The organism is Pseudonocardia humida, from assembly GCF_023898865.1.
GTDB lineage: Bacteria > Actinomycetota > Actinomycetes > Mycobacteriales > Pseudonocardiaceae > Pseudonocardia > Pseudonocardia humida.
The window spans coordinates 53,410-66,726 of sequence record NZ_JAGSOV010000059.1 but is presented as its reverse complement, the minus strand read 5'-3'; the positions used below and the strand labels follow the sequence as shown (position 1 = coordinate 66,726).

Here is a 13,317-nt window from a genome sequence, read left to right as displayed (position 1 = left end):
ACAAGCCATGACCAACGACCGGCTGGCCGCGCTCGCCGCGGCCGGCGTGTCCATCTGGCTCGACGACCTGTCGCGCGAGCGGCTGCGCAGCGGCAACCTGCAGCAGCTGATCAGCGAGAAGCACGTCGTCGGGGTCACCACCAACCCGACCATCTTCGCCTCGGCGCTCTCGGACGGCGCCGCCTACAACGAGCAGGTCCGCGAGCTCGCCGCCCGCGGCGCCTCGGTCGACGACGCCATCCGCGAGATCACCGTGGCCGACGTCCAGCAGGCCTGCGACGTGTTCAGCGGCACCTGGGAGACCAGCGGCGGGGTCGACGGGCGGGTCTCGCTCGAGGTCGAGCCGGGCCTGGCCCGCGACGCCGACGGCACCCTGGCGCAGGCCATCGACCTGTGGAAGGCCGTCGACCGGCCGAACCTGCTGATCAAGATCCCGGCCACCGAGGCCGGCCTGTCGGCGATCACCCGCGCGCTCGCCGAGGGGATCAGCGTCAACGTCACGCTGATCTTCTCCGTGGAGCGCTACCGCGCGGTCATGGGCGCCTACCTCGACGGCCTGGAGCAGGCCGCGGCCAACGGCCAGGAGCTGTCCCGGATCGCCTCGGTGGCCAGCTTCTTCGTCTCCCGGGTCGACGCCGAGATCGACAAGCGGCTGGACGCGATCGGCACCGACGCGGCGCTCGCGCTGCGCGGCAAGGCCGCGGTGGCCAACTCCCGCCTCGCCTACGCCGCCTACCAGGAGGTCTTCTCCTCCGACCGGTGGAAGGCGCTGGCGGCCAAGGGCGCGCGCCCGCAGCGGCCGCTGTGGGCCTCGACCGGGGTCAAGAACCCCGACTACTCCGACACCATGTACGTCAGCGAGCTGGTCGTGGCCGACGTGGTCAACACCATGCCGGAGAAGACCCTCACCGCCTTCGCCGACCACGGCGAGGTCACCGGGGACACGGTAACCGGCACCGCGGCGCAGGCCCAGGAGGTCTTCGACGCGGTGGCCGCCCAGGGCGTCGACCTGACCGACGTGTTCCTCACCCTCGAGGACGAGGGCGTCGACAAGTTCGAGAAGTCCTGGGCCGAGCTGCAGGAGACGGTCAAGGGCCAGCTCGAGTCGGCCGGCTGAGTTGTCGGTCCCACCGTTCCCGCGGTCGCGTCGGTGAGCTCGCCGGACCGCGCCGCCGAGCCGCCCACCGGGGTCGTGTCCGACCTGGTGGGCGGCTCCGTCGCGAGCCGCGTCGCCGCGGGCGACCCCGCGCTCTGGCCCGGGGCCGCCTGGCCGGGCTGGGTCCGCGCCGCCCGCAGCGCCCGGCCGATGGTCGGCGCGGTGTCCGCGCTGGGCGAGACGCTCCGGGTGGCCGGCCTGCACCGGATCGTGCTCGTCACCACGGCCGGGGTGGGCGTGGCGGTCGAGGGGCTCGGCGTCGGCACCGCACCCGGCACCGGGCTGATCGTGCTGGACACCGCCGACCCGGAGTCGGTGGCCGACGTGCTGGCCGGCGACCTGGACACCACCGCGCTGGTCACCGTGCTGCCCCCGGGCGCGACCGGTCCCGAGGCCGAGTCGGTCGCCCTGGTGCACGAGGTGGTGACCGAGGCGCTGATCGCCGAGGGCCTGCCCGCCGAGCGGCACACCGTGCTCATCGACGTCCCGGACGGGCCGCTGGCCCGGCGGGCGAGCGGGGCCACCCTGCTCGCCGGCCCCCCGGACGTGTCCGGGCTGTGGTCGTCGCTCAGCGCGTACACGCTCGTCCCCGCCGGTCTGGCCGGAGCCGACATCGGCGTCCTGCTGGCCGGTGCGGACGTGGCCGCCGCGGCGCTGGCCGAGGACTCGCCCGACAACCCCGCGCTGGTGCTGGGCGCGATCCTGGCCGCGGCCCCCACCGTCGCGCTGACCGGCACGCCGGCGCTGGTGGAGTACGCCACCGAGCTGATCGCCGGCGGGCTGGGCAAGGACGGGCGCGGGCCGCTGGCGGTCCGCCTCGACGACCCCGACGCCCCGCTCGCCGACCTGGTCCGCTCCGCGGGCGTCCCGGACGGCGCGCTGGCCATCGAGGTCGCCGGCCCCGTCGCCGGCACCGGAGCGGCCCCGGCACTGGTCGAGCGCACCGACGGCGGGCCCGGACTGCGCACCGAGGGCTCGGCCGCGGGTCAGGTGCTGCTCTGGCAGCACGCCGTGGCGGTGGCCGCGCACCTGCTCGCCGTCGACCCCACCCACCGCCCCGCCGGGACCCGACCCCCCGCCGACACCGCCACCGCGTTCGTCGACGGCTTCGTCGACGGCGCCGTCGCGGTGCGCGGCGGGAGCTGGCTGCCCGCGGGCACCGACACGGTCGCCGACGCGCTGCGCGCGCTCGTCGACCCGTCCGGCGCGGCGCCCACCCACCTGGCCGTGCACGCCTATCTTGACCGGGAGAGCGACGCCTCCGCCGCGGTGCTGCGGCTGGAGCTGGCCCGCCGCACCGGGTTGACCACCACCTTCGGGTGGGCGCCGCGCTGCCTGGCCGGCACCGGCCAGTACGACGAGGGCGGTCCGGACGCCCCGGTGGTCTGCCAGCTGACCGGGGACGCCGCGGAGCCGGGCGAGCGGCCGGAGGAGCTGGGTGAGCGGCAACGGGCCACGGCCGACGCGGACGCCGCGGCGCTGGCCGCGAACGGCCGCCGCGTGCTGCGCCTGCACTTCGTCGACCGGATCGCCGGCCTGGTCACCCTGGCCAAGGCCGTCCAGCAGCTCTGAGCGCGGGAGCGGGCGCACCCCGTCCCCCGCGACAACGACGTTCGTGACGTAGGACCGAGGAGAACGATGAGCGCCAGCACGACCGGGACCGCGCAGTGGGTGAACCCGCTGCGCGATCCCCGCGACAAGCGGCTCCCGCGGATCGCGGGGCCCTGCGGCCTGGTCATCTTCGGCGTGACCGGGGACCTGTCCCGCAAGAAGCTGATGCCGGCCATCTACGACCTGGCCAACCGCGGGCTGCTGCCGCCGGGCTTCGCGCTGACCGGCTTCGCCCGCCGCGACTGGGCCGACCAGGACTTCGGCAACGTGGTCTACGAGGCGGTGCGCGAGCACGCCCGCACCCCGTTCCGCCAGTCGGTGTGGGACCGCCTCGCCGAGGGCTTCCGGTTCGTGCCCGGCAGCTTCGACGACGACGCGTCGTTCGACCAGCTGGAGAAGACCGTCCGCGACCTCGACCGGGTCCGGGGCACCGGCGGCAACCACGCCTTCTACCTGTCCATCCCGCCGGGCGCGTTCCCGGTGGTGTGCAAGCAGCTGGCCCGCTCGGGGCTGTCCGCCCAGAACGGCGACCAGTGGCGCCGGGTCGTCATCGAGAAGCCCTTCGGCCACGACCTGCGATCCGCGCGCGAGCTCAACGCCATCGTCAACGACGTCTTCCCCGAGGACTCGGTGTTCCGCATCGACCACTACCTCGGCAAGGAGACGGTGCAGAACGTGCTGGCGATGCGCTTCGCCAACCAGCTGTTCGAGCCCATCTGGAACGCCCACTACATCGACCAGGTGCAGATCACCATGGCCGAGGACATCGGGCTGGGCGGGCGCGCCGGCTACTACGACGGCATCGGCGCGGCCCGCGACGTCATCCAGAACCACCTGCTGCAGCTGCTGGCGTTCACCGCCATGGAGGAGCCGGTCGCGTTCTCCTCCGACGAGCTGCGCGCCGAGAAGATCAAGGTGCTGAACGCGACCAAGCTGGTCGGCCCGCTGCACGAGACCACGGCCCGCGGCCAGTACGAGGGCGGCTGGCAGGGCGGTGAGAAGGTGCGCGGGCTCACGCAGGAGGAGGGCTTCGACCCCGAGTCGCGCACCGAGACCTACGCCGCGATCACCTGCGAGGTGGCCACCCGCCGTTGGGCCGGGGTGCCGTTCTACCTGCGCACCGGCAAGCGGCTGGGCAGGCGCGTCACCGAGATCGCCATCATCTTCAAGCGGGCGCCGCACCTGCCGTTCGACTCCACCATGACCGAGGAGCTCGGGCAGAACGCGATCGTCGTGCGGGTGCAGCCCGACGAGGGCGTCACCATGCGGTTCGGGTCGAAGGTGCCGGGCAGCCAGATGGAGGTCCGCGACGTCACCATGGACTTCGGCTACGGCACCGCGTTCACCGAGGCCTCCCCGGAGGCCTACGAACGGCTCATCCTCGACGTGCTGCTGGGCGAGCCGTCGCTGTTCCCGGTCAACGACGAGGTCGAGCGCTCCTGGGAGATCCTCGACCCGGTGATCGAGCACTGGGCCGCCCAGGACGCCGGGCCCGACCCGTACCCGGCAGGCAGCTGGGGCCCGGAGTCGGCCAACCGGATGCTGGCCCGCACCGGGCGCACCTGGCGCCGTCCGTGACCACCGCGCAGTACCCCACGAGGAGCCGTCCATGATCGTCGATCTGCCCTCGACGAACATCTCGAAGGTCAACAAGAAGCTGGTCCAGCTGCGCGAGAGCGGCGGCGTGCTCGCGCTGGGCCGGGTGCTCACCCTGGTGATCATCACCGACGACGGGGCCACCACCGAGGACGCCATCGACGCCGCGAACGAGGCCAGCCGCGAGCACCCGTGCCGGGTCATCGTGCTGGCCCGCGGGTACCGGGAGGCCGCGCCCCGGTTGGACGCGCAGATCCGGGTCGGCGGCGACGCCGGGGCCAGCGAGGTCATCGTGCTGCGCGGCTACGGCGCGCTGGCCGACAACGGCGCCGCGGCCGGCATGGTGATGCCGCTGCTGCTGCCCGACGCGCCGGTCGTCGCCTGGTGGCCGGGCGACGCGCCGGACGTCCCGGCCGAGGACGAGGTGGGCAGGCTGGCCCAGCGCCGCATCACCGACGCGCTCGCCTGCGCCGACCCGGTCGCCGCGCTCGCCCAGCGCCGGGTGGGCCACCGCGCCGGCGACACCGACCTCGCCTGGTCGCGGCTGACGTTCTGGCGCGCGCTGCTGGCCACCGCGATGGACGCCCCGCCCTTCGAGCCCATCACCCACGTCACCGTCGTCGGCGAGCGGGTCTCCCCCTCCGCCGACCTGCTGGCCGGGTGGCTCGCCGCCCGGCTGGACGCCGCCGTCGAGCGCCGCCCGGCCACCACCGGCAAGGGCATGGTCTCGGTGCGCCTGGAGCGGGCCTCGGGTCCGATCGAGCTCGTCCGCCCGGACGGGCGCGTCGGGCGGCTCAGCCAACCGGGACAACCCGACCGGTTGGTCGCGCTGGCCCGCCGCGAGGTGCGAGACTGCCTCGCCGAGGAGCTGCGCCGGCTCGACCCCGACGAGATCTACGGGGCCGCGCTGGCCGGGATCGGACGGGTCGCCGACCTCGATGCCCCGGTGTCCGCGCCGACGCTGGCCACCAGCTCGTGACCGGCGCCGACGCACCGCGAGGAGGGAGTGTGGGCATGGCCGCCGCCGACATCGCCGTGCACGCCCACCCCGACGTGCTCGCGGCGGCCGCGGCCGCCCGGCTGATCACCCGGCTGGTCGACCTGCAGGCCGCGGGCAACACGCCGAAGATCGTGCTCACCGGCGGTGGCGTCGGCATCGCGATGCTGGAGCAGATCCGGGCCACCGTCGCCCGCGACGCCGTCGACTGGGGCCGCGTCGAGTTCTACTGGGGCGACGAGCGGTTCCTGCCGCCGGGCCACCCCGAGCGCAACGAGACCCAGGCCCGCGAGGCCCTGCTCGACCACGTCCCGGTCCACCCGGCCAAGGTGTTCGCGATGGGCGCCGACACCGGCACGGGCCCGTCCGGGGCGGAGGCGGCGGCCGAGGAGTACGCGGCGCTGCTGCGCCGGGCGGCCCGCCCGGAGGACCACGGCCCGGTGCCCTCGTTCGACGTGCTGATGCTGGGCATGGGCGGCGAGGGCCACACCGCCTCGGTCTTCCCGCACTCCCCCGCCGTGTACGAGACCGAGCGCTCGGTGGTGGCGGTGCACGGCTGCCCGAAGCCCCCGCCGACCCGCGTGTCGCTCACCCTGCCCGCGATCCGCACCGCGGCCGAGGTCTGGATCATCACCACCGGCGAGGCCAAGGCGGCCGCGGTGGCCATGGCCCTGGGCGGGGCGGGCGAAGTGGCGATCCCGGTGGCCGGCGCCACCGGTCGCCGGCGCACCCGCTGGCTGCTCGACCGGGCCGCGGCGGCCAAGCTGCCCCGCGACCTCGTCCCGCACATCGCCTGACGTGGCCGCCGAACCGGGTCCGCTGCACGTCGTCGTGGACGGGGCCAACGTCGTCGGCTCCCGCCCCGACGGCTGGTGGCGGGACCGCCCCGGCGCCGCGCGCCGGCTGACCGGGCAGCTCGTGGCCCTGCTGACCACCGGCACCCGCGAGCTGGCCGCGGCGCTCGGGCAGCCCGCGGACCGGTCCCTGCGGCTGCACCTCGTCCTGGAGGGCGAGGCGGCCCGCGTCGAGGACCTGTCCACGCACGCGCTGCTCGACGTCGTCCGCGCCGACCGCGACGGCGACTCCGCGATCGTCGCCCTCGTCGGGGAGCTCGACGGCGACGACCGGCTGGTCGTGACCGCCGACCGCGAGCTGCGCGACCGCGTGCGGGCCGCGGGCGCCGACACCGCGGGCCCCGGCGCCCTGCTGACGGGCCTCCCCGGCTGACCGGCGCACCACCGGTCCGACCGGGCGGGCGCGCCAGCCGCTCAGGCGCGACGGCGCCCGTCGGCCCGGGTGGGGCGGGCGGCGGCCAGGGCGGGGCGGTGCGGCAGCGGGCTGGAGTAGACGACGCTGGTGGTCACCGCGCCCAGCCCGCCGATCCGCCCGGTGACCTCTTCGAGGTGGCGCATCGAGCGGGCCAGCACGGTCAGCACGAAGCAGTCCTCCCCCGTCACGTGGTGCGCCTCGATGATCTCCGGCGTGCTGTCGAGCAGGTCGTGGAAGGGGCGGTAGTTGGCGTTCGGGTAGCGCAGCCGCACCAGCGCGCGGATCACCAGGCCGATGCGCTCGGGGTCGACGTCGCAGCGGTAGCCGGTGATCACCCCGGACTCCTCCAGCCTGCGCACCCGCTCGGTGACCGCGCTCGGCGACAGCCCGACCGTGCGACCCAGGACGGCATAGCTCGCCCGACCGTCCTCCTGCAGGGCTTCCAGGAGGCGGTAGTCGATGTCGTCGAGTGAATCCACGGTCATGGCCCGAATCTACCGTGGATGTCTTCTTCTCCCCGAGCCCTGATCTTCCTAGCGTCAGCGCCGTGCCCACCACCGCGCCCACCACCGACCCCACCACCGACGCCGTCGCGTTCTTCACCGCCCGGCTGGAGTTCCAGACCGACGTCTCCGACGTCCACGCCGCGCTGTCCGACGGCTCCGCCGACTTCGTGCTGGTCGACACGCGCAGCGCCGCCGCGTGGGCCGGTGGGCGGATCCCCGGGGCGCGCCACCTCCCGACCGCCCAGCTGCCCGCCGACCTCGACCCCGCGGTCCCGGTGGTGACCTACTGCTGGGGGCCGGCCTGCAACGGCGCGACGCGGGCTGCGCTGCGGCTGGCCCGGGCCGGGTTCCGGGTCCGGGAGATGCTCGGCGGCATCGAGTACTGGACCCGGGAGGGCCTGCCCGTGCAGACCGACGACGGCGTCGTCACCGCCGATCCCGACCCGCTGACCGTGCCCTGCGGCTGCTGAGGGCCGCACCGCCCGCGAGGAGCGGCGCCGCGGGGGTGCGACCGGTCGGCGGGGTGCCGCATGGCATCGTGCGGGACGTGAGCGCACCGCCGGCCCGGTCCCGATCCGCCCTGCTGGGGGCCGCCCTGCTCGCGCTCGGCGCGGTCGGCTGCACGACGACCGCCGCGGGCACCGGGCCGACCGCCGGCGGGCCGAGCGCCGCGCCGACGCCGCCCCCTCCCCCGCCGGCCGCCTGCCTGCTCGACCTCGAGGCGATGGCGGACACCACCGGGCTCACCTGGACCCCGGACGCGACGACGGCCAGCGACACCCGCTGCGTCTACGACCCCGGGCCGGGGGCCCCGACGGCCGCGGCACCCGCGGCGTCGGCAGCGGACGGTGCGGACACCGGTACGGGGCTGGACCGGGCACCGACCCCGGCACCCGCCCGGAGTGGGGAGTTCGTCGCCGTCGACATCGCGGCGGCCGACGACCGGGCCGTCGCGGCGCAGCTCGACGTGCTCGCCGAGGTATGCGACGCCGGGTCGCGCGCGCCGGTCGGCACCGGGTTCGTCTGCCGGCTCGACGGGAGCAGCGTCTACGCCGGGCTGGTCCGGGGCGAGGATGTCATCACGGTCGCGGCCTCGGCGGTCCCGCCCGGGACCACGGTGGCGGCGCTGACGATGGCGATCGGCCAGCAGGTCGACGCGCTCAGCTGAACGGCCCCGGCGTCCGCGGACACCGGGGCCGGCGCTCAGAGCTCGCGCGAGGCGCGCAGCTTGCTCAGGGCCTCTTCGAGGATCGCGGCGCCGTCGGCGTCGCTGCGCCGCTCCTTCACGTACGCCAGGTGGGTCTTGTAGGGCTCGGTCCGCGGCGGAGCCGGCGGGTTCTGGCTGTCGCGCCCGCCCGGCAGCCCGCAGCGGGGGCAGTCCCAGGAGTCGGGGATGTCCGCCTCCTGGGCGAACGAGGGCGTGGAGACGTGCCCGTTGGAACAGAAGTACGACACGTGCGAGCGGGGCGCGGTCTCGCCGCGCTCGGACTCGCCCATCGGACCGGCACCCACCCGGGTGCCGCGGATCGCGTTTCCGCCTGCCATGGCCATCCTTCTCTCAGACCCCGACCTTCACGAGCAGCCCGGTTCCGATGATCGCGATCACCCAGATCGCGCCGACGAACAGGGTGAGCCGGTCGAGGTTCTTCTCGACCACGCTCGACCCGGACAGGCTCGACTGCACCCCGCCACCGAACAGGCTGGACAGACCGCCACCCCGACCGCGGTGCAGCAGGATCAGCAGCACCAGCAGCACGCTGGAGACGATCAGTACGATCTGCAGGGCGAGTTGCATCCCATCCTCATTCTCGTCGCACGGCGCCCCGGCCGCTGCCGCCGCGCCGCTCGGAAACCCGAGGGTACCCGGGCCGTGGCCGGGCGTTGCCGGGGGCCCGTTCCGTCGAGAACGACGTTATGGGATCGAAAAGGGTCGAGCCGATCCCATACGCCGTTCTCGGCGGAATGCGTTCGGGCGGTTATGGCAGGGGGCCACCGGCGGAGATCGCGCACAGCTGCGCGAACTCGTCGGCGTCGAGGCTGGCCCCGCCGACCAGCGCGCCGTCGATGTCGGCCTCGGCCACGATCTCGCCGACGTTCTTCGCCTTCACCGACCCGCCGTAGAGCACCCGGACGCCGGCCGCGACGGTCTCGCCGTAGAGCTCGGACACCGTCGCCCGCAGCGCGGCGCAGACCTCCTGGGCGTCGGACGCGCTCGCGACGCGGCCCGTGCCGATCGCCCACACCGGCTCGTAGGCGATCACCACCGACCCGATGTCCTGGGCGGAGACCTCGGCCAGCCCGGCACGGAGCTGGCGCGTGGTGTGCTCCACGTGACCGCCCTGCTCCCGCACCTGCAGGCCCTCGCCGACGCACAGGATCGGGCCGATCCCGTGCTTGAGCGCGGCCAGCACCTTCCGGTTGACCAGCGCGTCGTCCTCGCCGTGGAGCTCGCGGCGCTCGGAGTGGCCCACCACGACGAAGCGGCAGCCCAGCTTGGCCAGCATCACGCCGGACACGTCGCCGGTGTAGGCGCCCGAGTCGTGCGGGGACAGGTCCTGCGCCCCGTGCACCATCAGCAGCTGGTCGCCGTCGATGAGCGTCTGCACCGACCGGATGTCGGTGAACGGGGGCAGCACGACGACGTCGACCTTGTCGTAGTACTTCTCCGGCAGCGCGAAGGCGAGCTTCTGCACCAGGGCGATGGCCTCGAGGTGGTTGAGGTTCATCTTCCAGTTGCCGGCGATCAGCGGCTTGCGGGCCATCAGCTCTTCTCCAGGACGGCGATGCCGGGCAGGTCCTTGCCCTCGAGGAACTCCAGCGAGGCCCCGCCCCCGGTGGAGATGTGGGAGAAGCCGTACTCGGGCAGGCCCAGCGCCCGCACGGCGGCGGCGGAGTCGCCGCCGCCGACGACGCTGAACGCACCGGCGGCCGTGCCGTCGATGATCGCCTGGGCCACCCCGCGGGTGCCCTCGGCGAACGGCGCCAGCTCGAACACGCCCATCGGGCCGTTCCAGAACACCGTCCGCGCCCGGCCGAGCACCTCGGCGAAGGCCGCGACGGTGTCCGGGCCGATGTCGAGGCCCTTCCAGCCGTCCGGGATCGCGTCCGCGGCGACGGTGCGGGTGGCGGCCTCGGCCGAGAAGTCGTCGGCCACGACGACGTCCACCGGGAGCACGATCTTGCCCGACTCCAGCAGCCGCCGGCAGCTGTCGATCTGGTCGCGCTCGAGCAGCGAGTCGCCCACGCCGTAGCCCTGCGCGGCCAGGAACGTGAAGCACATCCCGCCGCCGACCAGCAGCGCGTCGACCCGGGGCAGCAGGGCGTCGATGACGGCCAGCTTGTCCGACACCTTCGACCCGCCCAGCACCACCGCATAGGGCCGCTCGGGCTCGGTGGTCAGCGTGCGCAGCACCTCGACCTCGGCGAGCACGAGGCCGCCCGCGTAGGCGGGCAGGTCGAGCGCCACGTCGTAGACCGAGGCCTGCTTGCGGTGCACCACGCCGAAGCCGTCGGAGACGAACGCCCCGCTCGGGCCGGTCAGCGCGGACAGCTCGCGGGCCAGCCCGGCCCGGTCGTCGTCGTTCTTCGCGGTCTCGCGCGGGTCGAACCGGATGTTCTCCAGCAGCACGACGCCGCCGTCGCCGAGCGCGGACACCGCCGCGCCCGCGGCGTCGCCGTGCTCGGCCAGGGTGACCTCGGCGCCGAGCAGCTCACCGAGCCGCGCGGCCACCGGGGCCAGGGAGTACTTCGGCTCCGGGCCGCCCTTGGGCCGGCCGAGGTGGGCGGTGACCACCACCCGCGCCCCCGCGTCGAGCAGGGTGCGCAGGGTGGGCACCGAAGCCCGGATCCGGCCGTCGTCGGTGATCCGGTCGCCGTCGAGGGGCACGTTCAGGTCGGAGCGGACGAGCACCGTGCGACCGGAGACGCCCTCCCCGACGAGGTCGTCGAGCGACTTCACTCGCGATCCCGCCTCAGAGCTTGCTGGCGACGAGGGCCGTGATGTCGACCAGCCGGTTGGAGTAGCCCCACTCGTTGTCGTACCAGCCGACGATCTTGACCTGGTTGCCGATGACCTTGGTCAGCCCGCTGTCGAAGATGCAGGAGGCCGGGTCGGTGACGATGTCGGAGGACACGATCGGGTCGTCGGTGTAGCGCAGGACGCCGGCCAGCGGCCCGTCGGCGGCGGCCTTGTAGGCGGCGTTGATCTCCTCGACCGAGGCCTCCTTGCGGACCTCCACGGTCAGGTCGGTGGCCGAGCCGGTGGGGATCGGCACCCGCAGGGCGTAGCCGTCCAGCTTGCCCTTCAGGTGCGGCATGACCAGGCCGATGGCCTTGGCCGCCCCGGTGGAGGTGGGCACCACGTTCAGCGCGGCCGCGCGGGCCCGGCGCAGGTCCTTGTGCGGGCCGTCCTGCAGGTTCTGGTCCTGGGTGTAGGCGTGGACCGTGGTCATCAGGCCCTTCTCGATGCCGAGCAGGTCGTCGATGACCTTGGCCAGCGGGGCCAGGCAGTTCGTGGTGCAGGACGCGTTGGAGACGATGTTCTGCGAGCCGTCGTAGGCGGAGTCGTTGACGCCCTTGACGACGGTCAGGTCCTCACCGGTGGCCGGCGCGGAGATGACGACCTTCTTCGCCCCCGCGTCGAGGTGCTTGGCCGCACCCTCGCGCTTGGTGAAGATGCCGGTGGACTCGACAACGACGTCGACGCCGAGGTCCTTCCAGGGCAGCTCGGCCGGGTCGCGCACGGCCAGTCCCTTGAAGCCCTTGCCGTCCACCACGATCTCCTCGTCGGTGGAGGAGACGTCGTAGGGCAGCCGACCCAGGATGGAGTCGTACTTCAGCAGGTGGGCCAGCGTCGCGTTGTCGGTGATGTCGTTCACCGCGACGATCTCGATGTCCGTCCCGCCCGCGGCGCGCTGCGCGTCGACCGCGCGCCAGAAGTTGCGGCCGATCCGTCCGAACCCGTTCACACCCACGCGCACAGTCACGCCGTGCCTCCTCGGTCTGGTTCGTCTCGTAGGGGCGGTTCCCCGACCGGGGACGCCCGCTCACCTCGCACCCTAGCGTCCCAGGTCGGCGGGTTCGCACCGACTTCGGAATCGATCCACCCGATGAGCCTCACACGGCCCGCGACCGACCCCGCGCGCCGCGCGGGGAGGCCGCGGCCCGCGCTCAGACGTCCTCGAGCATCTCCGCGGTGACCACGGACTCGGTGTCGGGGATGCCCAGGTCGGCGGCCCGCTTGTCGGCCATGTGCAACAGCCTGCGGATCCGCCCGGCCACCGCGTCCTTGGTCATCGGCGGCTCGGCCAGCTGGCCGAGCTCCTCCAGCGAGGCCTGCGTGTGCTCCACGCGCAGCCTGCCCGCGGCGAGCAGGTGGTCGGGGACGTCCTCGGCGAGGATCTCCAGCGCGCGCTGCACCCGGGCCGCCGCGGCCACGGCGGCGCGCGCGGAGCGGCGCAGGTTGGCATCGTCGAAGTTGGCCAGCCGGTTGGCCGTGGCCCGGACCTCGCGGCGCATCCGCCGCTCCTCCCAGGCCATCACGCTCTCGTGGGCGCCCATCCGGGTCAGCAGCGCGCTGATGGCGTCGCCGTCGCGGACGACGACCCGGTCGGCCCCGCGCACCTCGCGCCACTTCGCCGTCACCCCGAGCCGGCGCGCCGCGCCGACCAGCGCCATCGCCGCCTCCTGGCCGGGGCAGGTGACCTCCAGGGCGGAGCTGCGGCCCGGCTCGGTGAGCGAGCCGTGCGCCAGGAACGCGCCCCGCCAGGCCGCCTCGGCGTCGCACACGCCGCCGGACACGACGGGCGGGGGCAGCCCGCGCACCGGGCGGCCGCGCGCGTCCAGCAGGCCCGTCTGGCGGGCGAGGCCCTCGCCGTCGCGCACCACGCGCAGCACGTAGCGCGCCCCGCGGCGCAGCCCGCCCGCGGTGATCACGTGCGCCTCGCACGTGTGGCCGTAGAGCTCGTGCACGTCGCGGCGCAGCCGCCGGGCCACCGACCCGGTGTCGACCTCGGCCTCGACCACGACCCGGCCCCCGACGATGTGCAGGCCCCCGGCGAAGCGCAGCAGCGCGGCCACCTCGGCGCGCCGGCAGCACGGCTTGGTGACCACGAGCCTGCTCAGCTCGTCCTTGACCGCCGCCGTCATCGCCATGTGGACCTCCTGGCCGGTCGGGGAGCGCC

At 74.5% G+C, this 13,317-nt stretch carries 15 protein-coding genes; 8 read left to right on the top strand and 7 right to left on the bottom strand.

All coding sequences use genetic code 11. From position 1 onward, the window contains the following. Positions 1-7: 7 nt before the first annotated feature. From tal to KDL28_RS27650, 6 genes are all read left to right on the top strand, one after another. Entirely contained in the window at positions 8-1,117 is a 1,110-nt protein-coding gene (gene tal / locus KDL28_RS27675) for a transaldolase (protein WP_252443162.1), read from the top strand. 33 nt (positions 1,118-1,150) lie between these two features. Next, entirely contained in the window at positions 1,151-2,728 is a 1,578-nt protein-coding gene (locus KDL28_RS27670; protein WP_252443160.1) for a glucose-6-phosphate isomerase, read from the top strand. 66 nt (positions 2,729-2,794) lie between these two features. Next, on the top strand, positions 2,795-4,345 hold the full coding sequence (gene zwf, locus KDL28_RS27665) for a glucose-6-phosphate dehydrogenase (RefSeq protein WP_252443158.1): 1,551 nt from the start codon (positions 2,795-2,797) through the stop codon (positions 4,343-4,345). A gap of 31 nt (positions 4,346-4,376) precedes the next feature. Further along, positions 4,377-5,342, top strand: coding sequence for a glucose-6-phosphate dehydrogenase assembly protein OpcA (gene opcA, locus KDL28_RS27660; protein WP_252443156.1), 966 nt, complete (start codon positions 4,377-4,379; stop codon positions 5,340-5,342). 35 nt (positions 5,343-5,377) lie between these two features. Further along, positions 5,378-6,157, top strand: coding sequence for a 6-phosphogluconolactonase (gene pgl, locus KDL28_RS27655; protein ID WP_252443154.1), 780 nt, complete (start codon positions 5,378-5,380; stop codon positions 6,155-6,157). A gap of 1 nt (position 6,158) precedes the next feature. Next, complete coding sequence (locus KDL28_RS27650; RefSeq protein WP_252443152.1) at positions 6,159-6,587, top strand: hypothetical protein; 429 nt, start codon at positions 6,159-6,161, stop codon at positions 6,585-6,587. Positions 6,588-6,628: 41 nt separating this feature from the next. Here the strand turns inward: KDL28_RS27650 and KDL28_RS27645 are convergent, their stop codons facing one another. Beyond that, a complete protein-coding gene (locus KDL28_RS27645) occupies positions 6,629-7,114 on the bottom strand; it encodes an Lrp/AsnC family transcriptional regulator (protein WP_252443150.1) in 486 nt (161 codons plus the stop codon). A gap of 62 nt (positions 7,115-7,176) precedes the next feature. Here KDL28_RS27645 and KDL28_RS27640 point away from each other — a divergent pair, with 62 nt between their 5' ends. Then, positions 7,177-7,605: a rhodanese-like domain-containing protein gene (locus KDL28_RS27640; RefSeq protein ID WP_252443148.1), complete on the top strand. Its 429-nt coding sequence runs from the start codon at positions 7,177-7,179 to the stop codon at positions 7,603-7,605. Between the two features lie 77 nt (positions 7,606-7,682). Further along, positions 7,683-8,303, top strand: a complete 621-nt coding sequence (locus KDL28_RS27635; RefSeq protein ID WP_252443146.1) for a hypothetical protein — start codon at positions 7,683-7,685, stop codon at positions 8,301-8,303. A gap of 35 nt (positions 8,304-8,338) precedes the next feature. Here KDL28_RS27635 and KDL28_RS27630 read toward each other — a convergent pair whose 3' ends face one another. The 6 genes from KDL28_RS27630 to whiA all read right to left on the bottom strand — a co-directional run bounded on the left by KDL28_RS27630 (position 8,339) and on the right by whiA (position 13,288). Further along, on the bottom strand, positions 8,339-8,680 hold the full coding sequence (locus KDL28_RS27630; RefSeq protein WP_252443144.1) for an RNA polymerase-binding protein RbpA: 342 nt from the start codon (positions 8,678-8,680) through the stop codon (positions 8,339-8,341). Positions 8,681-8,693: 13 nt separating this feature from the next. Next, positions 8,694-8,930, bottom strand: a complete 237-nt coding sequence (secG, locus tag KDL28_RS27625) for a preprotein translocase subunit SecG (RefSeq protein WP_214402590.1) — start codon at positions 8,928-8,930, stop codon at positions 8,694-8,696. A 181-nt stretch (positions 8,931-9,111) separates the two neighbouring features. After that, positions 9,112-9,897 (bottom strand): triose-phosphate isomerase, encoded by a 786-nt coding sequence (tpiA, locus tag KDL28_RS27620; protein ID WP_252443142.1) that lies wholly within the window; start codon positions 9,895-9,897, stop codon positions 9,112-9,114. Further along, positions 9,897-11,093: a phosphoglycerate kinase gene (locus KDL28_RS27615; RefSeq protein ID WP_252443140.1), complete on the bottom strand. Its 1,197-nt coding sequence runs from the start codon at positions 11,091-11,093 to the stop codon at positions 9,897-9,899. The genes tpiA and KDL28_RS27615 overlap by 1 nt, the downstream gene beginning before the upstream one ends. A gap of 13 nt (positions 11,094-11,106) precedes the next feature. Further along, a complete protein-coding gene (gene gap, locus KDL28_RS27610) occupies positions 11,107-12,120 on the bottom strand; it encodes a type I glyceraldehyde-3-phosphate dehydrogenase (protein ID WP_252443138.1) in 1,014 nt (337 codons plus the stop codon). A 184-nt stretch (positions 12,121-12,304) separates the two neighbouring features. Next, a complete protein-coding gene (whiA, locus tag KDL28_RS27605) occupies positions 12,305-13,288 on the bottom strand; it encodes a DNA-binding protein WhiA (RefSeq protein ID WP_252443136.1) in 984 nt (327 codons plus the stop codon). Between the last annotated feature and the right edge of the window lie 29 nt (positions 13,289-13,317).

Excerpts from the sequence above, each read along its gene's own strand:
- tpiA (WP_252443142.1), bottom strand. The coding sequence starts at position 9,897 with ATGGCCCGCAAGCCGCTGATCGCCGGCAACTGGAAGATGAACCTCAAC.
- whiA (WP_252443136.1), bottom strand. The coding sequence starts at position 13,288 with ATGGCGATGACGGCGGCGGTCAAGGACGAGCTGAGCAGGCTCGTGGTC.
- KDL28_RS27630 (WP_252443144.1), bottom strand. The coding sequence starts at position 8,680 with ATGGCAGGCGGAAACGCGATCCGCGGCACCCGGGTGGGTGCCGGTCCG.
- KDL28_RS27645 (WP_252443150.1), bottom strand. The coding sequence starts at position 7,114 with ATGACCGTGGATTCACTCGACGACATCGACTACCGCCTCCTGGAAGCC.
- zwf (WP_252443158.1), top strand. The coding sequence starts at position 2,795 with ATGAGCGCCAGCACGACCGGGACCGCGCAGTGGGTGAACCCGCTGCGC.
- secG (WP_214402590.1), bottom strand. The coding sequence starts at position 8,930 with ATGCAACTCGCCCTGCAGATCGTACTGATCGTCTCCAGCGTGCTGCTG.
- opcA (WP_252443156.1), top strand. The coding sequence starts at position 4,377 with ATGATCGTCGATCTGCCCTCGACGAACATCTCGAAGGTCAACAAGAAG.
- pgl (WP_252443154.1), top strand. The coding sequence starts at position 5,378 with ATGGCCGCCGCCGACATCGCCGTGCACGCCCACCCCGACGTGCTCGCG.
- tal (WP_252443162.1), top strand. The coding sequence starts at position 8 with ATGACCAACGACCGGCTGGCCGCGCTCGCCGCGGCCGGCGTGTCCATC.